The organism is Halomonas sp. DP8Y7-3, assembly GCF_019801675.1.
In the GTDB taxonomy this organism is placed as follows: Bacteria; Pseudomonadota; Gammaproteobacteria; order Pseudomonadales; family Halomonadaceae; genus Halomonas; species Halomonas litopenaei_A.
Window position 1 is genome coordinate 15343 of sequence record NZ_JAHVIO010000009.1, and the last position, 19108, is coordinate 34450.

Annotated in this window: 16 protein-coding genes; 15 read left to right on the plus strand and 1 reads right to left on the minus strand. The window is 62.4% G+C overall.

From position 1 onward, the window contains the following. Positions 1-29 precede the first annotated feature (29 nt). From KUV86_RS09815 to KUV86_RS09865, 11 genes are all read left to right on the plus strand, one after another. Positions 30-1370 carry an ABC transporter substrate-binding protein gene (locus KUV86_RS09815; RefSeq protein ID WP_409995827.1) on the plus strand — a complete coding sequence of 447 codons (1341 nt, stop codon included), beginning with the start codon at positions 30-32 and terminating at the stop codon, positions 1368-1370. An 85-nt stretch (positions 1371-1455) separates the two neighbouring features. Further along, positions 1456-2346, plus strand: coding sequence for a carbohydrate ABC transporter permease (locus KUV86_RS09820; protein ID WP_206941746.1), 891 nt, complete (start codon positions 1456-1458; stop codon positions 2344-2346). 143 nt (positions 2347-2489) lie between these two features. Further along, a complete protein-coding gene (locus KUV86_RS09825; RefSeq protein WP_222485019.1) occupies positions 2490-3284 on the plus strand; it encodes a carbohydrate ABC transporter permease in 795 nt (264 codons plus the stop codon). An 82-nt stretch (positions 3285-3366) separates the two neighbouring features. After that, a complete protein-coding gene (locus tag KUV86_RS09830; protein ID WP_222484509.1) occupies positions 3367-4509 on the plus strand; it encodes an ABC transporter ATP-binding protein in 1143 nt (380 codons plus the stop codon). Positions 4510-4520: 11 nt separating this feature from the next. Continuing rightward, complete coding sequence (locus KUV86_RS09835) at positions 4521-5198, plus strand: HAD family hydrolase (protein ID WP_222162543.1); 678 nt, start codon at positions 4521-4523, stop codon at positions 5196-5198. Next, complete coding sequence (locus KUV86_RS09840; protein WP_315900541.1) at positions 5195-5977, plus strand: L-iditol 2-dehydrogenase; 783 nt, start codon at positions 5195-5197, stop codon at positions 5975-5977. The genes KUV86_RS09835 and KUV86_RS09840 overlap by 4 nt, the downstream gene beginning before the upstream one ends. A 25-nt stretch (positions 5978-6002) precedes the next feature. Beyond that, positions 6003-6626: a nucleoside triphosphate hydrolase gene (locus KUV86_RS09845; protein WP_222162544.1), complete on the plus strand. Its 624-nt coding sequence runs from the start codon at positions 6003-6005 to the stop codon at positions 6624-6626. A gap of 120 nt (positions 6627-6746) precedes the next feature. After that, entirely contained in the window at positions 6747-8240 is a 1494-nt protein-coding gene (locus KUV86_RS09850) for a mannitol dehydrogenase family protein (RefSeq protein ID WP_222484508.1), read from the plus strand. 40 nt (positions 8241-8280) lie between these two features. After that, positions 8281-9759, plus strand: a complete 1479-nt coding sequence (xylB, locus tag KUV86_RS09855; RefSeq protein ID WP_222484507.1) for a xylulokinase — start codon at positions 8281-8283, stop codon at positions 9757-9759. A gap of 294 nt (positions 9760-10053) precedes the next feature. Beyond that, positions 10054-11454 (plus strand): short-chain fatty acid transporter, encoded by a 1401-nt coding sequence (locus KUV86_RS09860; RefSeq protein ID WP_222237771.1) that lies wholly within the window; start codon positions 10054-10056, stop codon positions 11452-11454. A 105-nt stretch (positions 11455-11559) separates the two neighbouring features. Next, the gene (locus tag KUV86_RS09865; RefSeq protein ID WP_222484664.1) at positions 11560-13038 is read left to right on the plus strand and encodes an amidase; all 1479 of its coding nucleotides are present in this window, start codon (positions 11560-11562) and stop codon (positions 13036-13038) included. Between the two features lie 23 nt (positions 13039-13061). On the opposite strand, the gene KUV86_RS09870 is transcribed toward KUV86_RS09865, so the two are convergent. Then, positions 13062-14060: an LLM class flavin-dependent oxidoreductase gene (locus KUV86_RS09870; protein WP_222162548.1), complete on the minus strand. Its 999-nt coding sequence runs from the start codon at positions 14058-14060 to the stop codon at positions 13062-13064. Positions 14061-14472: 412 nt separating this feature from the next. On the opposite strand from KUV86_RS09870, the gene KUV86_RS09875 reads away from it, so the two are divergent. The 4 genes from KUV86_RS09875 (at position 14473) to KUV86_RS09890 (ending at position 19084) form a co-directional block, all read left to right on the plus strand. Continuing rightward, on the plus strand, positions 14473-16143 hold the full coding sequence (locus KUV86_RS09875) for a BCCT family transporter (RefSeq protein WP_206941728.1): 1671 nt from the start codon (positions 14473-14475) through the stop codon (positions 16141-16143). A gap of 192 nt (positions 16144-16335) precedes the next feature. Beyond that, positions 16336-17985, plus strand: a complete 1650-nt coding sequence (locus KUV86_RS09880) for a BCCT family transporter (RefSeq protein ID WP_222162550.1) — start codon at positions 16336-16338, stop codon at positions 17983-17985. Between the two features lie 196 nt (positions 17986-18181). Next, entirely contained in the window at positions 18182-18361 is a 180-nt protein-coding gene (locus KUV86_RS09885) for a hypothetical protein (RefSeq protein ID WP_206941839.1), read from the plus strand. A 48-nt stretch (positions 18362-18409) separates the two neighbouring features. Continuing rightward, positions 18410-19084, plus strand: coding sequence for an extensin family protein (locus KUV86_RS09890; protein ID WP_222484501.1), 675 nt, complete (start codon positions 18410-18412; stop codon positions 19082-19084). Positions 19085-19108: the final 24 nt, after the last annotated feature.

Here is a 19108-nt window from a genome sequence, read left to right on the forward strand (position 1 = left end):
ATTCTCAGCCCTACGCTAGCCGCTATCCCATCCGTTATCCCCTTCACTCTCCCATCCGCTATCTGTCCGCGCTGGCATGCCTGTCGGGCAGCGCCCTCGCCGTCAGCGTCGGTGCCGCCCAGGCCGATACCATCACTGTTGCCACCGTCAACAATAACGACATGGTGATCATGCAGAGCCTGACCGAAGAATTTGAAAAGGCACATCCTGATATCACCCTCGATTGGGTGGTGCTGGAAGAGAACGTGTTACGCCAGCGCATGACAACGGATATTGCGACCCAGGGTGGTCAGTTCGATGTCATGACCATTGGCAGTTATGAAGCCCCGATATGGGCCGAGCGTGGCTGGCTCGAGCCACTGAACGACCTGCCCGCCGACTACCAGGTCGATGACCTGCTGGGACCGGTGCGTGATGGCCTGAGCCATGACGGCACGCTGTACGCGGTGCCGTTCTATGCAGAGAGTTCGATGCTGTACTTCCGCAAGGATCTGTTTGCCGAGGCAGGTATCGACATGGTCGAGCAGCCCACCTGGACGCAAGTGCGGGACTGGGCCGAGCAGCTCCACGACCCAGACAACGATGTCGCGGGCATCTGCCTGCGTGGCAAGCCTGGCTGGGGTGAGAACATGGCGTTCGTCTCGACCATGATCAATACCTTTGGCGGTCGCTGGTTCGATATGGACTGGCAGGCACAGATCGATAGCCCGGCCTGGCAGGAGGCTGTGTCGTTCTACGTGGATCTGCTCGACAACTACGGCCCTGCTGGAGCCAGCTCGAATGGATTCAACGAGAATCTGGCCCTGTTTTCGCGCGGCAACTGCGCCATGTGGGTCGATGCCACGTCGGCCGCGGGCAAGCTGTTCAACCCAGAGGAGTCCGAGGTGGCCGGTGAGCTCGGCTTCGCCCCGGCGCCAGTGGCCGAAACGCCCAAGGGATCCCACTGGCTGTGGTCCTGGGCGCTGGCGATTCCTACCTCCTCCGATGCCAAGGAAGCGGCACGCACTTTCGTGACCTGGGCGACCTCCCAGGAGTACGTGGCACTGGTTGGCGAGCGTGAAGGCTGGACCAGCGTGCCTCCTGGCACCCGTCAGTCTACCTACGACCATCCCAGCTATGTCGAGGCCGCACCTTTCGCCAGCTTCGTGGTCGACGCGATCCGCAATGCCGACCCCCTGGACTCGAGCCTCGAGCCCAATCCCTATGTCGGGGTCCAGTTTGTCGGTATCCCTGAGTTCCAGGCCATTGGCACGCAGGTCGGCCAGATGGTGGCCTCTGCGTTGACCGGCGATACCAGCGTCGAACAGGCGCTGGCGGCAGCGCAGCGTGCAACGGAGCGCACCATGGCACGAGCGGGTTACACCGACTGATACATGCACGCGGGCCGGCCGTTCGGCTGGCCCTAGGCCTTTCCACCCGGGACGCCGTCCCGGGGCTCGAGCAGGCATGACCCTTATGAACAAGAATCGAACTTCCGGACGTACCGTCGGGGGCTTGAGAACCCTGTCGCTGCAGGCCCCGGCTGTCACTCTACTGTTGCTATGGATGATAGTGCCGCTGGCGATGACCATCTGGTTCTCGTTTCAGCGATATAACCTGCTGATGCCCGGCATGACCGGCTTTGCCGGCGTCGAAAACTACGAATACCTGCTGACAGATCCGGCGCTGTGGTCGGCGATGGGAACGACGCTGCTGCTGGTGGGATGGGTGCTGGTCATCACCGTGGTCGGCGGCACCTTGCTGGCGGTGCTGTTCCAGCAGGAGTTTTTAGGACGAGGCATTGCCCGGGTGCTGGCCATCTCGCCGTTCTTCGTGATGCCGACGGTCAGCGCGCTGGTGTGGAAGAACATGATGATGCACCCCGCCAACGGCGTGCTGGCCTGGTTGGCGGAAAGCCTGGGACTGCCGGCCCTGGACTGGTTTTCCAGCCTGCCGCTGACCTCCATCATCATCATTGTGTCGTGGCAGTGGCTGCCCTTCGCCCTGCTGATACTGCTGACCGCCATGCAATCACTGGATGACGATCAGGTCGAGGCGGCGCGCATGGACGGCGCGGGGCCCCTGGCCATCTTCTTCTACATCACCCTGCCTCACCTGAAGCGCGCGATCAGCGTGGTCGTGATGATCGAGATGATCTTCCTGCTGACCATCTTCGCCGAGATCTTTGTGACCACGTCCGGGGGACCGGGGCTGGCGACCACCAACCTGGCGTATCTCATCTATATTCGGGCGCTGCTCGACTTCGATGTGGGGACCGCGTCAGCCGGTGGGGTCATCGCCATCATTCTGGCCAATATCGTTGCCATCTTTCTGGTGCGAATGGTCGCCAAGAATCTCGAACAGTAGCGCCTTCTGCGCCTGTCCGACCACCCTACGTTCATGAGGTGCCTGCCATGACCACGTCTCCCTCCACCGCCTCGGCCATTCGCTCGGCCCCGGCCGCTGCCGAGCGGGGCGCCGCCGCGCAACGCGCCCAGCGCTGACGCAAGCTGGGTATTACCCTGCTGGGCTGGGGTGTGGCCCTGACGATCTTCTTTCCGATCTTCTGGATGATCCTTACCGGCTTCAAGACCGAGGCCGAGGCAATTGCCGACCCCAGTCTGATCTTCACGCCGACCCTGGACAGCTACGTCGAGGTTCAGGAGCGTGCCGACTACATCAAGTTTGCCTGGAACAGCGTGGTGGTGTCGTTCGGTTCGACCTTGCTGGCACTGCTGATCGCGATTCCTTCTGCCTACGCCATGGCGTTTCTGCCGACCAAGCGAACCAAGGGCACGCTGCTCTGGATGCTGTCGACCAAGATGCTGCCGTCGGTCGGTGTGCTGGTGCCTATCTACCTGCTGTTTCGTGATATCGGCCTGCTGGATACCCGCCTTGGCCTGACCATCGTCTACACCTTGATGAATCTGCCGATCGTGGTGTGGATGCTTTACACCTTCTTCAAGGATCTGCCCAAGGACATTCTCGAGGCAGGCCGCATGGACGGCGCAGGCACCCTTCAGGAGGTCTGGTATCTGCTGCTGCCGCTGACGCTGCCGGGAATCGCTTCCACCGGCCTGCTGTCGGTCATCCTGAGCTGGAACGAAGCGTTCTGGAGCCTCAATCTCACCACCTCCCAGGCGGCGCCGCTGACCGCCTACATCGCGTCGTTCTCCAGTCCCGAGGGCCTGTTCTGGGCCAAGCTGTCGGCGGCCTCGACCATGGCCATCGCGCCGATTCTGATCTTTGGGTGGTTGACGCAAAAGCAGATGGTGCGCGGCCTCACCTTTGGTGCGGTCAAGTAGTCGCGGTGGCAACGACTCGATGCGATATCAGTTTTTTGCGGTGGCGTCGTGACGCCCCGAACGGAACAACGAGGATAACAAGATGGCGACACTCAACCTCCATCAGGTCACCAAGAGCTTCGGCGATACCCACGTCATCAAGGGCGTCGACCTGGTGGTCAAGGATCAGGAATTTGTGGTTTTTGTCGGCCCTTCGGGCTGTGGCAAGTCGACGCTGTTGCGCATGATCGCGGGACTCGAGAGCACCAGCGGCGGCGACATCGTGATCGATGACCAGCGGGTCAACGAGCTTGGCCCGGCAGAGCGTGGGCTGGCCATGGTGTTCCAGAGTTATGCGCTCTACCCCCATATGACGGTGGAAGACAATATGGGCTTCAGCCTCAAGCTGGCTGGCGTTTCTCAGCAGGAGCGTCGCCAGAAAGTGCTTGAGGCGGCAAAGATTCTGCAGCTTGAGCCGCTGCTGGAGCGCAAGCCCAAGGCCCTGTCCGGCGGCCAGCGCCAGCGGGTCGCCATCGGCCGCGCCATCGTCCGCAATCCCAGCATCTTCCTGTTCGACGAGCCGCTGTCCAATCTGGATGCGGCGCTGCGTGTGCAGATGCGCATTGAGCTGGCGCGCCTGCACGAAGAGCTCAAGGCGACCATGATCTACGTGACCCATGATCAGATCGAGGCCATGACCATGGCCGACAAGATTGTGGTCCTGCAAGGCGGCGTGGTCGAACAGGTGGGATCCCCGATGGAGCTGTATCACCATCCGCGCAATCGCTTTGTGGCGGGTTTCATCGGTTCGCCCAAGATGAATTTCCTCAAGGTCGAGGCTCGCTCCTCGGATGCCCAGGGAGTGACGGTCACAGTACCGGGGGGCGAGAGCGTCAAGGTACCCGTGGAAGGCGACGCCATCACCGCGGGGCAGGCACTCGAGCTGGGCATCCGCCCTGAGCATCTGATGCTGGATGACCAGGGTCCGCTGGCGGCCAGGGTCAGCGTTATCGAACGCCTGGGCGGCCAGACGTCGCTGTACGTGGAGATGGATGGCGAACTGCTGACGCTGATGGTGGACGGCGATGTCGGTCACCGCGTGGGAGATCAGATTCGCTTCGGTTTCGCACCGTCCCGAGCCCACCTGTTCGATGAGCAGGGGCTGGCGCTTGCCGGCCTGGAACGCCACCCGCTGGCCTCGCTGACCCGTCAGGATAACCGCGCTGCCAGTACCGCTGACGCGTGAGGAGCCGCTGCATGATGCTGATATTCGATTGTGATGGAGTGCTGGTGGATAGCGAAGTCATCGCCGAGGCGACCCTGGCCGAGCGGCTGAGCAGCTGGCTGCCGGATCTGGATATCGAGGCCGCCCTGAACGCGGCCTTGGGGCAGACCACCGAGGCGATATTGGCGTCCCTGGAGTCACTCAGCACTCACCAATTGCCCTCAAGGGCGCTCGAGCGGCTGGATGATGAGATCGAAGCGCGGCTGGCCGAGCAGCTTCAGGCGGTGGATGGCGTAGCCCAGGCCCTGGCGGTCATCCCACAGGCCAAGGCCGTGGTCTCCAACAGTCGGCGCCAGCGGGTGGAAGCCTCGCTGGCCCACACCGGGCTGGATCAGCTGTTGGCTCAGGCCCCGATCTTCTGTGCGGAACAGGTCGCACGGCCCAAGCCAGATCCTGCCGTTTATCAGCTCGCCGCGGCGACCCTGGGCGTGGCCCCTGAGGCCTGCCTGGTGGTCGAGGACTCCCTGGCGGGGGCAACCGCCGCACGCGCGGCGGGGATGACGGTCATTGGTTTCGTCGGCGCCAGCCACCTCGCGCCAGGCCATGCCGAGCGCCTGGAGCACCTGGGAGTCTGGAAGGTGATGACCCACATGGACCAGCTGCCTGGCTTGTGGGGCATCTGGCGCCAACAGCAGGAGCAACGAGCATGATGAACGGCCAGCTCAAGGACAAGGTAGCGGTCATCACCGGCGGTGCACGTGGCATCGGTCTGGCGATCGCACAGCGCTACGCTGAGGAAGGCGCCACAGTGGTCATTGCCGATATCGACCAGCGGGCGATCGACCAGGCGCTGGAAGGTGTTGCCCCCGAGCGGGGAATGGGGGTGGTGCTGGATGTGCGTGACCAGGCTTCGGTCGACGCCATGGTGCAGGATGTGCGGCAGCGCTTCGGCGGCATTGATGTGCTGGTCAATAATGCGGCGGTATTTGGCATGGCGCCGGTGTTGGAGGTCACCGAGGCTGACTTTGACCGTCAATTTGCCGTCAACGTGAAAGGGCTCTTCTTCACCCTGCAGGCGGTGGCGCGAGCGATGGTGGAGGACGAACGCCGAGGTGCCATTATCAATATGGCGTCCCAGGCGGGCCGTCGCGGTGAGCCGCTGGTGAGCACCTATTGCGCGACCAAGGCAGCCGTCATCAGTCTGACCCAGTCCTGCGCGCTCGACCTGATCCGTCACGGGATTCGCGTCAATGGCATCGCGCCGGGAGTGGTGGATACCCCCATGTGGGATGAGGTAGATGCGCTGTTTGCGCGCTACGAAGGACGGCCTCAAGGAGAGAAGAAGCGACTGGTGGGGGAGTCGGTACCCTACGGCAGGATGGGACGCCCGGAGGATCACGTGGGCGCGGCGGTGTTCCTCGCCAGTCGTGAGAGTGACTACATCGTCGCCCAGACACTCAATGTCGACGGCGGCAATTGGATGAGTTGAGCCGCTGGCTCTCGGGAGGTAAACGATGACCCCTACCATAGCGTCCATCGCGGACGAACTGCTGGCGCGCAGTGACGGCAAGGACCGTTTCATCGTGGCGTTGGCAGGCCCTCCCGGCGCGGGCAAGTCGTTTCGATCCGCCTGGCTGGCCCGACAGCTCAATGAGCGTCTGCCGGGCATCGCCGAAGTGGTGCCTATGGATGGCTACCACTACGACAACGCCGTGCTCGAGCCCATGGGGTTGCTGGCGTTGAAGGGAGCACCAGAGACCTTTGACGTGGAGGGATTGCGTCATGACCTGACGCGGCTGAAGCGAGCCGACCGCCCGGTGGCGGTACCCGTGTTCGATCGTCCTCTCGATCTGGCGCGCGCTGGCGCAAGGGTCATCACGCCCCATCACCGTCTACTGATTGTCGAAGGCAACTATCTGCTGCTGGATCATGGTCCATGGCAGGCGTTGCAGGACTTCTTCGACTTCAGCCTGTTTCTTGAAGTCGATGACAGCGAGCTGGAGAGGCGCCTGATCGAACGCTGGATCGGCATGGGCCAGGATCCCTCCGGCGCCATTGCCAAGGCGCGAGACAAGGACATGCTCAACGCGCGTTTGATCAAGACCCGGTCGCGGCGCGCCGATCTTTACTGGCACTGACCCCCGTCGTCGACGGCGGCGTGGCCCTTTCCCGGGACACATCTGCATCCATCGCCTGCACGTCTAATCAGATTGGCGTGGCGCAACGTTTTCTTACTGCAACACTGGCGGAGAGCCAATATGACTCGACTTTCCAATGCGACACTGGCTCATCTCGATCCGCACGTGTCGGTGCCATCGTACCGGCGCACGGCGCTGACTCCCGGGATGGCGCACATCGGGGTAGGGGGCTTTCATCGCGCCCACCAGGCCATGTATCTGGATCGCTTGATGGAAGCAGGGCAGGCCCACGACTGGGGCATTGTCGGCATTGGCGTGATGCCGGGTGACCGTCGCATGCAGGAGGCGCTGGCCAGCCAGGACTACCTGTACACCCTGGTGGTAAAGCACCCGAACGGGGTGCTCGAACCGCGTGTCATTGGCTCGATCATCGACTACCGCTACGCGCCGGATGACCCGGAAGGCGTTATCGAGATGCTGGCAGACCCTGCTATCCGCATTGTGTCGCTGACGGTCACAGAGGGAGGCTACAACGTTCATCCGATCACCGGAGAGTTTGATCTGGAAACGGCCGATGTGCTCCATGACCTGGAACATCCGATGGCGCCTCGCAGCAGCTTTGGCCTGGTGGTCGCGGCGATCGAGCGTCGCCGGGATCGCGGCCTTGCCCCCTTTACGGTGATGTCCTGTGACAATATTCCCGGCAATGGCGATGTGGCCAGGCGGATGTTCGGCGCCTTCGCCCACGCGCGGGATCCGCAGCTGGGGCAGTACCTTGAAGCGCAGGTACCGTTTCCCAACTCGATGGTGGACCGGATCACGCCCGTGACCACGCCGGCGGATATCGAGGAACTGCATCAGCGCTTTGATCTCGAGGATGCCTGGCCCGTCATCTGCGAGCCGTTCACCCAGTGGGTGCTGGAAGATCATTTCGCGATGGGGCGCCCGGCCCTGGATGACGTGGGGGTGCAGGTGGTCGAGGATGTGGAGCCTTATGAGCTGATGAAGCTACGGCTGCTCAACGCCAGTCATCAGGCCATGTGCTATCTGGGCTACCTGGCGGGTTATCGGTATGCCCACGAGGTGTGCCAGGACCCGCTGTTCGTCGAGTTCCTGCTGGGCTACATGGAAGACGAAGGCAGCCCGACGCTGCCGGAAGTGCCTGGCGTCGACCTGGACCAGTACCGACATACCTTGATCGAGCGCTTTGCCAATCCCGAGATCAAGGACACCTTGGCACGGCTGTGTGCCGAAAGCTCTGACCGTATTCCCAAGTGGCTGGTGCCGGTGATACGCCGCCAGTTGGAACAGGGCGGCGCGCTGAAGCGCTCGGCCACGGTGGTGGCAAGCTGGGCGCGCTATGCCGAGGGTGTGGACGAACAGGGACAGCCTATTGCCGTTGTCGATCGTCTCAAGGACCAGCTGACACCGATTGCCGCCTCTCAACACGCGCGGCCCACGGCCTTTATCGAGAACAGAGAGCTGTTTGGCAGTCTGGCGGAGGCCCCACGCTTCGTCGACGCCTATGTCGAAGCGCTCAAGCGCTTGCAGCAGCAGGGGGCACGCGCCACCCTTGAGGCATTGGCCGCTGACGAGACCCGGAGCCAGGTATGAGACAAGCGACGAGACAAGCGACGAGATAAGGAGACAGCCCATGTATCTCGGTGTGGATTGCGGCACGCAGAGCACCAAAGTGGTGGTGGTGGACCTGGAAAGGGGAGCATGCCTTGGTGAAGCCAGCCGACCTCACCGACTCGATGAAGGGGCCAATGGGCGGCGTGAGCAGTGGCCAGAAGATTGGACGGAAGCGTTTCGAGGGGCGTTTCACCAGGCGCTTGACCGCGCTGGCGTGACGGCTGCCTCGGTGCAGGCGATCGGGATTTCCGGTCAGCAGCATGGCATGGTGGCGCTGGATGAAAGGGGCCAGGTGCTGTATCCCGCCAAGCTCTGGTGTGATACCGAAACCCACAGGGAAAATGACGCGCTGATCCATGCCCTGGGGGGGGAACAAGGCTGTCTCGAGCGTCTGGGACTGGTGCTGCAGACCGGTTATACCGCCTCCAAGGTCGCCTGGCTGCGCCGCCAGCATCCCGAGGTGTATGCTCGGGTCGCCAGCGTGCTGTTGCCCCACGACTATCTCAACTATTGGCTGACCGGAGAGCGGGTGGCCGAGGCAGGGGACGCCTCGGGCACCGGCTACTTCGATACTCGCGCGCGACACTGGCGCCCCGATGTATGGTCGCTGATCGCACCGGAGCTCGACCCTGAGCGGGTGCTGCCGCGGTTGATCGACTCCCGCGAGGTCGCCGGGCAGGTGCGGCCCGCCCTGGCGCGAGAGCTCGGCTTACGCGAAGGCGTCATCGTTGCCAGCGGTGGCGGGGACAACATGCTGGGGGCCATCGGTACCGGCAACATTGCGCCCGGCATGGTCACCATGAGTCTCGGCACCTCGGGCACGGTATGTGCCCATTCTGCGCAGCCGGTAAAGGCCGAATCCGCCATGGTTGCCAACTTCTGCGCCAGCCACGATGGCTGGCTGCCGCTGGTGTGCACCATGAATACCACCTCGGCGACCAATCGTGTGCGAGAGCTGTTCGGCCTCGACCTCGCCGGCTTCAATCAGGCGATCCAGTCGGCACCGATAGGCGCCGATGGAGTGACGGTGTTGCCGTTCTTCAACGGCGAGCGGGTACCCGCGCTGCCAGAGGCGAGCGCTTCCTTTCTGGGATTGAACAGCCGCAATACCTCGCCTGCGCATCTATGTCGTGCGGTGGTCGAGGGCGCGACCTTCTGTTTGCGCTACGGGCTTGACCTGCTGGGCCCATTGGCCGATCAGGCCAGTCAGATTCGCCTGATCGGGGGCGGCGCCCACAGCCCCGCCTGGCGTCAGATGGTAGCGGACGTCACCCAGGCAGAAGTGGTGTGTCCAAGCGTCACTGACGCCGCGGCGCTAGGTGGTGCCATACAGGCGGCCTGGTGCAACGGCGAGGGCGAACTCGACAGCCTCTGCCAGTCGCTGATTCAGTTGGATGAGACCACGCGCTGCGTGCCGGATCCGGAGGGTGTGAGGCGCTATCGTGACGTGTACCCCGGTTGGCGACAGGCGCTAGCCACCCTGCACGGAGGACACTGAGGCGCAGGGGCTGTGCCGTGTCTGGCGTTGTATGGAAGAATTCTAATCTAAAGCTTACGTTATCTGCGCTATCGGTCATGACACGTTGACCTGGAATCACGCGCTGCCCTACTGATGTATATAACGCAGGGGCTTCTGGTATTTTACGGGTCGGAAGGCGCTGGCGGATCTTTCCTCGGCGTCTGCATGGCCCTCTGTGTCATCACGTTTCCTGGCCTGGTAGGTCGGGCCCGGGCTCCGGGCCATGCTGGTCGCCGTCACAACAACAAGTGTGGCATTCAAGAGGCTACCAACATGTCGACTCCACAGCGGTCCGTGGCAAAACCCTCTGGCTCTGGCCGATCCTTCTCATCATTCATGCAGCGCCTGGGTGATGGCGCTGCTTCCTTCGGTATCCGCTGGATTCCCGATCCCTTCGCCCTGGCGGTAATCCTCACGCTGATGGTGTTCGGCGCTGCGCTGGCGTTCACTCCGCATGGTCCTGTGGAGCTGATCGACCAGTGGTACGGCGGTTTCTGGCGCCTGCTGACCTTTGCCATGCAAATGGTCTTGATCGTGGTCACCGGCTTTGGCCTGGCCACTGCACCGTCAATGCAGCGGGCACTACGCTGGGTGGCCTCGCTGCCCCGTTCACGCACAGGCGCGATTGTGGTGACCGCGCTGGCGGGCAGCATTTTGTCTTTCCTGCACTGGGGGGTAGGTCTGATCGTCAGTGCCTTTCTTGCCAGAGAGGTGGCGCGCTACGCCCGCGACAATGGTCTGGCGGTGCACTTTCCTCTGCTCGCTGCGGCTGCCTACGGAGGTGGGGTCATTTCCCAGACTGGGCTGACAAGTTCGGGCGCCCTGCTGGTCAATACCCCAGGGCACTTTCTGGAATCCAGCATCGGCCTGATCCCCCTCTCCGAGACGATCTTCCAGCCCTACAACCTGATCTTTGTGCTGCTGACGGTGGTGGTCACGCCGCTGCTGCTGGCACTGCTGCATCCATCGCCCACCACGACCGTGGTCTACGCGGGCCAGGACGATGAAGACAGCGTGGAAGAGCCGCTCTCCGACGAGGAGCGGCGCCTGCCCGCCAACCGGGTAAACCGCAGCCGCGTACTGTGCTGGGCCATCGCCTTGGCCGGTCTGTTCTTCGTGGTGCGCTACATCCTGGCGGAAGGCCTGCTGGGGCTGGATCTCAATGTGCTGAACTTTGGCTTTCTGATGCTGGGCCTGCTGATGCACGGCTCGCTGGGCAACTACTCCCGAGCCATCATGCGGGCGTCGTCTGCCGCAGGTGGCATCATCCTGCAGTTCCCCTTCTACGCCGGCATCCTGGGGCTGATGGCCGGTAGTGGCCTGTTCAGCATGATTGCAGACTGGTTTGTCAGCATCTCGACGCCAGACACCTTTCCGCTGTACAGCATGATCAGCGCTGCACTGGTCAACTTTGCCGTGCCCTCCGGTGGCGGGCAGTGGGCCGTTCAGGGACCGATCGCTACAGCGGCGGCGCTGCAACTTGGCCTACCGGCCCATCTTGCCGTCATGTCGGTGATGATGGGGGATCAGCTGACCAATCTTGCACAGCCCTTCTGGCTGCTGCCCATTCTGGGGGTGACAGGGCTCAAGGCCGGTCAGGTGATGGGCTACACCATCCTGCTGATGTTCGTGGTCTTCATCATCAACGCGGCGTGTTTGCTGTGGCTGGTGTAGGGCCGGTTCGGGTAGGCTCGGAAAGCCATGTCACAGTCCCATGGCTTTCCACCAGACGTCCAATACAAGGGCCTGTACAAGGTCCAACAAGACAAGGATGAAGGCATGCCAAGCGATCAAGGGTCCATGCACCAGGATGCACTGCTGTCACTGTCCGCCAGCGAGCTCTCGCGGCAACTGCACGCCAAGGAGCTGAGCTGTAAAGACGTCATGGCCGCATATCTGGCGCACATAGATGCCGCCAATCCGGTGGTCAATGCCATCGTGTCCCGGCGCGATCCTGACCTGCTGATGGACGAAGCCGGCGAGTGCGATCGTGAGCTGGCGGCAGGGCGTTCTCGCGGTTGGTTGCATGGCATCCCCCAGGCGATCAAGGACCTCTCGGCCACCCGGGATATGCCGACCTCGATGGGATCCCCCTTGTTTGCCGGTCAGGTGCCCGAACAGGACGGCATCATGGTCGAGCGCATGCGTCGAGCCGGGGCCATCTTTATCGGCAAGACCAATACGCCGGAATTCGGCCTTGGCTCCCACACCTACAACCAGGTCTTTGGCGCCACGCGCAACGCCTATGATCCTCGCTTGTGTGCGGGGGGATCCAGTGGCGGTGCCGCGGCGGCGCTGGCCATGCGAATGCTGCCGGTGGCGGACGGCAGCGACATGATGGGATCACTGCGCAACCCTGCGGCCTATCACAACCTGTTTGGCTTGCGCCCTTCCTTTGGGCGGGTGCCCCATGGACCGGGCCCAGAGATATTCGGCCACCAGTTGGCGACCGAGGGCCCGATGGGGAGAAGCGTCGAGGATGTGGCCCGCTTGCTGGCGACCCAGGCGGGGGCACACCCCAGTGCGCCCTTGTCATTGCAAGATGATCCGGCGTCACTGGCAGGCCCACTCGCCCAAGAAGATGCGATCAAGGGTCTGAGAATCGGCTGGCTGGGCGACTGGCAGGGACATCTGGCGATGGAACAGGGGGTGCTGGAGGTGTGCCAGGGGGCATTGGCGGTATTCGAGGATCTGGGTGCCCGGGTCGAGGCCCTGGACCCGGGCTTCGACCCTGCGAGACTGTGGCAAAGCTGGCTGGTATTGCGCCAATGGGCCATCGCCGGCAGCCTTTCCGAAGTGTGGCAGGACGTGTCGCGCCGAGACGCATTGAAGCCAGAGGCGCAGTGGGAAATCGAACAGGGTATGCAGCGGTCGGCGCTGGATGTTCACCGTGCCAATGTGGCGCGAAGTGCCTGGCACGCTCGTCTGCTCGAACTCTTCCAGCAGTATGACGCCCTGGTCCTGCCAAGCGCTCAGGTCTTTGCGTTTGATGTGGAGACCCCATGGCCACCCCAAATCGCAGGGCGCACCATGGACACCTATCACCGCTGGATGGAAGTGGTCATCGCTGGGTCACTGTCGGGTTGTCCGGTGATCAACCTGCCTGCAGGTTTTGATGCTCGAGGACGTGCCATGGGCATCCAGGTGATCGCCCCGCATCGCCAGGATCTGGCGCTGCTGCGTTGGGCCCATGCCTTTGAACAGGCCGGGCCCGACTGGCTGACGCGTGAGCCCAACTGGCGTCACCTGGCTGACTGAGACAGGGGCTCAGCGAGGGATTCTCATGCCTGCCGCCATACGTCACTCACCAGCTGGTAGCTGTTGAGGCGATCCTCCAGGGCATAGGTATCCGTGTTGAGCATCAACTCGTCGGCCTGGGTGCGCTCGAGCATGCGCTCCAGGCCGTCGCGCACCGTGCTTGGGCTGCCGATGACCGCCGCGCCGAGAAAGCTCTCGACCTGGGCGCGCTCCATGGGGTTCCAGTCGAGCGAGCGGACCGGTGGCTTGGCGCGTCCCCGCTGGCCGCGAATCAGGCCAAGAAACTTCTGCTGTGCGGTGGTGGAGAGAAAGTGCGCATGTTCGTCGCTGTCCGCCGCCAGTACCGGCAGTCCGACCATGGCGTAAGGCGCCTCCAGTACGGCTGAGGGCTGGAAGTTGCGCCGATAGACCGCCAGAGCATCATCCAGCTGCGCCGGGGCGAATTGAGCGGCAAAGGCAAACGGCAGACCCTTGTGAGCGGCAAGTTGGGCGCTGTAGAGGCTTGAGCCCAGCAGCCAGATCGGCACCCGGGTTCCCTGGCCCGGCACGGCCTGAACTCGCTGTCCCGGACGCGCCTCATCCAGGTAACCTTCCAGTTCTTCCAGACGCTGCGGAAAGTCGTCCACCCCCGCGTGGGGGTCGCGACGCATGGCTGCCATGGTGGCAGCATCAGAGCCGGGGGCGCGGCCCAGGCCGAGATCAATTCGCCCAGGATATAGCGTCTCCAGTGTCCCGAACTGCTCGGCAATCACCAGAGGAGGGTGATTGGGCAGCATGATGCCGCCGCTGCCGATACGAATGCGCGACGTTTTCCCGGCAATGTGGCCCATCAGTACCGAGGTTGCGGCACTGGCAATGCCTTCCAGGCTGTGGTGCTCCGCCAGCCAGTAGCGAGTGAAACCCAGCGACTCGGTCAAGCGGGCCAGCGCCACGCTATCGCTGAAGCTATCGGCGATGGTGCCGCCGTCACGGATGGGGGCCAGGTCGAGAACAGAAAGAGGGGTAGTGCTGAGGCGAGTCATGAAGCGTTCCTCCGCGATCCGGCATGTTTCGTCAGGATAAAGAGACATCCTGAGTGTCGATACCGGCTGATTTTTTGCCGTCCCGGCTTATGTCTAGGGGAAGATGCTGGCAATCGCACCCAATTCATTATGATGACACTGGGGTGCGTGAAGCGCGCCTTGTCGTCCTTCACCGTGGCATCCACGGCGCGGTGTGAGCAAACGCCTTGCCATGACGTCAGCACCTTCGAGACGGCGATGGCTAGGTGGGGATGATAGATAACAAACTAACTGTTATCAAAGCATAGGTCTGCAAAGGCTGCTCGGTGAGTCTCCGGGCAGAAACGTTCTCTCGTGAGCGTCCGCGCGAAGTTCTCGCCGGAGCGGCGCTGCACAGGCCTTCCAACAAGCAGTCGAACAAAAGGAAGGCGATATGCAACGTGATGAAGGACAACGGGTCTTTTATGCCTCCGCCGTCATCATACTGATACTGGTGGCGCTGGGAGCGCTGTTCCCCGAGGGCTTTGGAGAAGTCGCCAGTCGTGCCCTCGGTGGGGTGTCCCACTATTTTGGCTGGTTCTATCTGCTGTCGGTGACCGGCATCGTGGTGTTTCTGCTGGCGCTGGCCATGGGGCGGTACGGCAAGATTCGGCTAGGCCCCCAGGACAGCAAGCCGGAGTATGGCTTCTTCTCCTGGATCAGCATGCTGCTGGCCGCCGGTTTCGGCGTCGGGTTGGTGTTCTACGGCATGGCGGAACCCATGACGCATTACATCGCACCGCCCTATGGTGACGTCGCACCGGAATCCGCGGCGTCAGCCCGCTATGCCATTCAGTACAGCTTCTTCAACTGGGGCATCCATCAGTGGGCGTCCTTCGCGCTGGTGGGGTTGATCATTGCGTACTACCAGTTTCGCAAGGACCAGGCAGGACTCGTCTCGGTGGTACTGCGACCACTGACGGCCAAGCGTCCGGGGTTGCGTCGTTTCAATGGCGCGCTGGATGTGTTTGCGGTCGTGGCCACGGTGATGGGGGTGGCGACCTCGTTGGGACTGGGAGTACTGCAGACCAATGGTGGATTGCACGCGGTGTTCGGGGTGCCTGAGAGCGGGCTGTGGCAGTTCCTTATCCTGTTCTGCATGTTTCTGGCGTACATGGCCTCGACCTGGTCTGGACTGGACAAGGGCATCAAGCGCCTGTCGAATCTCAACATGATCATGTGCATCGCCATGATGCTGTATGTGCTGTTCACCGGGCCGACCATCAAGATCCTGGAAACCATCACCCTGGGCCTTGGCGACTACGTGCAGAACTTTTTCGTCATGAGTCTGCGCATGTCGCCTTACAACAATGATCCCTGGGCGCAGAACTGGACCATCTTCTACTGGGCCTGGGTCATCGCCTGGGCACCCTTTGTCGGCACCTTCGTCGCGCGGATTTCGCGGGGGCGTACCATCAAGGAATATGTCTTTGGGGTGCTGTTTGTGCCACCGCTGCTGGCGTGCCTGTGGCTGGGCGTGTTTGGCGGCACCGCCATCCATATGGAATTGGCGACGGAAGGGCTGGGGCTGGCCCAGGCGACACAGCAGAACATCACCGTGGCGCTGTTCGAAATGTTCGACCTGATGCCGTTCTCGGGACTGCTGTCCGTCATGGCCATGCTGTTGATCTTTATCTTCCTGGTCACCTCGGCAGATTCGGCCTCGTATATCGTGGCCCAGATGACGGACAACGGCTCCATCGATCCGCCGCTGTACAAGCGGGTGTTGTGGGGGGTGCTGATCGCCGCCATCTGTCTGACGCTGATTGCTGCCGGCGGCCTCAAGGGGCTGCAATCAGCCTCGGTGCTGGCGGCGCTGCCCTTCACCTTTATTCTGTACATGATGGTGGTCGTCATGGTCCGCGAGTTGCGCAAGGATCGTAAGCTGATGCTCGAGGGCCTGCGGCAGCACTACCGTGAGATGCCGGTGGGGGCAGATGCCTTCGAGGCACGTGATCAGGCCAAGAGTGATGGCATGCCGCCTCCCGAGGAGGCCCTCAAGGAAGATGATGAAACGGCCGAGAACGACACCGCAACGCTGGTGGCGCCGAAGCCTCAACCGTGACGCCATTACGCCAGCGAGCGGGTAGCCGCTGTGACGTTCGCTATTGATGCCGCTATCGATAGCCATGCCGGTGCCTTGGGGCACCGGCTTTTTTGTGCTCAAACGAATATTCACCTACCGTGATGGACAGTCCGACTTTTGTTAGGGTGCTACGCCCTGATTCTCATGACCGCCGTTTGGCAAGGAGTGTCCATGAACGGTCGAACGATACAGGAGCGTCTACCGCTCGCTGGCAAGGATCGCGTCTTCCGTCTGTCTGCCCTCATCATCATCGCACTGGTGGCCGTTGGCGCCAGCTTCCCCGAGGCCTTTGGCGACGCCGCCAGTGCCGCGCTTGGCAAGGTGACCCACTACTTTGGCTGGTTTTATCTGCTGGCAGTGTTCGCCTTTGTGATCTTTCTGATCGGCCTGGCGGTGAGCAAGTACGGCAAGGTACGCCTGGGTCCTCAGGACAGTACGCCGACCTATGACACCTTCTCGTGGATCAGCATGCTGCTGGCGGCAGGCTTTGGTGTCGGGCTGGTGTTCTATGGCATGGCCGAGCCCATGACCCACTTTGCCGTACCCCCCTATGGTGCGGTCGAGGCGGAAAGCGTGGAGGCCGCGCGCTATGCCATTCAGATGAGCTACTTCAACTGGGGAGTTCACCAGTGGGCGGCCTTTTCGCTGGTGGGGTTGATCATCGCCTACTTCCAGTTCCGCAAGGATCAGGCCGGGCTGGTGTCGTCAGTGCTGTCCTCGATGACGGCCAAGCGACCTGCCATCCGCCCCTACACCGACTGGCTGGATATCTTTGCGGTCGTGGCCACCGTGATGGGGGTCGCGACGTCGCTGGGCCTGGGCGTGCTGCAGATGAATGGCGGTCTCAATGCCGTGTTCGGTCTGCCGGAGAACGGTTGGTGGCAGGCGATCATCCTGTCGGTCATGTTCCTGGCGTACATGGCATCGACCTGGTCCGGCCTCGACAAGGGCATCAAGCGCTTGTCCAATCTCAACATGGCCTTGTGCATCGCCATGATGCTGTACGTGCTCTTCACCGGGCCGACGGTGAAGATTCTCGAGACCATTACGCTGGGGCTGGGCGACTATCTTCAGAACTTCATTGGCATGAGCCTGACCATGTCGCCCTACAATGACGATCCCTGGGCGTCGCAGTGGACCATCTTCTACTGGGCCTGGGTCATTGCCTGGTCGCCCTTTGTCGGCACCTTTGTCGCTCGTGTCTCGCGTGGACGCACCATTCGCGAGTATGTGCTTGGCGTGCTCGTCGTTCCGCCGTTGCTGGCCTGTCTGTGGATCGGCGTCTTCGGTGGCGCCGCCCTGCATATGGAGTTGGGGGGAGATGCCGGACTGGCGGCGGCGACACAAAGCAATATCACCGTGGCCCTGTTCGAGATGTTCGACCTGATGCCCTTCTCGACGCTGCTGTCGGTGGTGGCGATGCTGCTGATCTTTATCTTTCTCGTCACCTCTGCAGATTCTGCGTCATTCATCGTGGCTCAGATGACCGATAACGGTTCCATCGCCCCTCCGCTCTACAAGCGAGTGTGCTGGGGGCTGCTGATCGCTGCCATATGCCTCACCCTGATTGTGGCGGGGGGCCTCAAAGGGCTGCAGTCCGCCTCTGTACTGGCGGCGCTGCCGTTTTCGTTCATTCTATTCGGCATGATGTTCGTGCTGGTCAAGGAATTGCAGACGGATCGTCGCAACATGCTGTCCCAACTCTATCGCCAGCATGGCGAGACACCCGTCGGCGCCGATCCCTTCGAAGCCGGCAACATGGCGGAAGAGGAGCGCTTGCGCCGGGCACCTAACGTCGTCAACCGGCGCATCAATCACTAGCCGAGACCCGCCGGCAGCGGGGGCCGCTTCCGAAGCGCCCCCGGCTGTCCACAGGCCATCATCCGACGGCGCCATGGCGGTGGCGCCTAGCGCCGGTCGCCTCCTTTTATTAGGCAATTGCGGTATTCTGGATGCTTTGGTGGTCAGGGAGGCCGCCAGCACGTAAGCTCAAGGTATCGTCGGAAGGATCTCGGCCATGAATTCTCCACCTGCCCGCGGCGCCACCCGCCGCAGGGCATCGTCTCGTCGCAGACGCCTGTCATTCACCTGGACCAGTTTTGATCGCTGGCTGGATCGCGTCGTCACCGTAGCGGTGCTGACGGCAGTGGCTGTGGGACTCGTGGCGTTGGCAATGTCGTTGTTGGTGGAGCCGTAGGCGGCACTTCAGACCGCCGCCAATGAGCTCAAGCGCCAGGGAGGGGGAATGATCCAATGGCTGCTGGTGATGCTGCTGGTGCTTGGCATTGCGCTGGACAAGGGCATTATCGTCATCCCTGACCGCTACAATCCCTGGGCTCCCATTTCCTTGGACGCTTCTCCTGGCCCCTGGTTTCGCTACAAGCTGTCCCGCCTGGGCGATGATCCCGAGGCGTGTCGCAGCGTGTTGGCCAGTGACCCCGCTCAGCGCTTCTCTGCGATGGAAGATGCCACCGTCGGCGACTGTTCGCTTACCAACCTGGTGCGCATGCAAGGCGGTGATGTCGCCGTTCAGCCGCCGGTCATGACCCGTTGCCCGCTGGCGGTTGCGTGGGCGATGTATGAACGTGGGCTAAGCGAGGCAGCGAGCCGCCAGTTGGGCACCGGCATCGCCCGCATCGAGCATATGGGCAGCTTCGCCTGCCGCAATATCTACGGACGGGCGACCGGCCGGCGTAGCCAGCACGCTACCGCAGAGGCGTTGGATGTCGGGGCCTTCATCACCACGGATGGTCGCAGGATAAGTCTGCTCAACGACTGGGGTGAGGGGGCACCGGGGCGATTCCTCGAGGAGGCAGGAGAGCACGCTTGCACGGTGTTCGGTACCGTTCTGGGGCCCGATTACAATGCCGCCCACGCCGATCATTTTCATCTCGGCGTGGGCGGCAGGGTGTGTCGCTAGTGGCGTTTCAGAGCATCCGCCGGT

Bases quoted from the DNA above. Each gene is read 5' to 3' on its own strand.
- KUV86_RS09850 (WP_222484508.1), top strand. From the start codon at position 6,747: ATGACTCGACTTTCCAATGCGACACTGGCTCATCTCGATCCGCACGTG.
- KUV86_RS09830 (WP_222484509.1), top strand. From the start codon at position 3,367: ATGGCGACACTCAACCTCCATCAGGTCACCAAGAGCTTCGGCGATACC.
- KUV86_RS09835 (WP_222162543.1), top strand. From the start codon at position 4,521: ATGATGCTGATATTCGATTGTGATGGAGTGCTGGTGGATAGCGAAGTC.
- KUV86_RS09865 (WP_222484664.1), top strand. From the start codon at position 11,560: ATGCCAAGCGATCAAGGGTCCATGCACCAGGATGCACTGCTGTCACTG.
- KUV86_RS09845 (WP_222162544.1), top strand. From the start codon at position 6,003: ATGACCCCTACCATAGCGTCCATCGCGGACGAACTGCTGGCGCGCAGT.
- xylB (WP_222484507.1), top strand. From the start codon at position 8,281: ATGTATCTCGGTGTGGATTGCGGCACGCAGAGCACCAAAGTGGTGGTG.
- KUV86_RS09875 (WP_206941728.1), top strand. From the start codon at position 14,473: ATGCAACGTGATGAAGGACAACGGGTCTTTTATGCCTCCGCCGTCATC.
- KUV86_RS09885 (WP_206941839.1), top strand. From the start codon at position 18,182: ATGAATTCTCCACCTGCCCGCGGCGCCACCCGCCGCAGGGCATCGTCT.
- KUV86_RS09840 (WP_315900541.1), top strand. From the start codon at position 5,195: ATGATGAACGGCCAGCTCAAGGACAAGGTAGCGGTCATCACCGGCGGT.
- KUV86_RS09870 (WP_222162548.1), bottom strand. From the start codon at position 14,060: ATGACTCGCCTCAGCACTACCCCTCTTTCTGTTCTCGACCTGGCCCCC.
- KUV86_RS09860 (WP_222237771.1), top strand. From the start codon at position 10,054: ATGTCGACTCCACAGCGGTCCGTGGCAAAACCCTCTGGCTCTGGCCGA.
- KUV86_RS09880 (WP_222162550.1), top strand. From the start codon at position 16,336: ATGAACGGTCGAACGATACAGGAGCGTCTACCGCTCGCTGGCAAGGAT.
- KUV86_RS09890 (WP_222484501.1), top strand. From the start codon at position 18,410: ATGATCCAATGGCTGCTGGTGATGCTGCTGGTGCTTGGCATTGCGCTG.
- KUV86_RS09820 (WP_206941746.1), top strand. From the start codon at position 1,456: ATGAACAAGAATCGAACTTCCGGACGTACCGTCGGGGGCTTGAGAACC.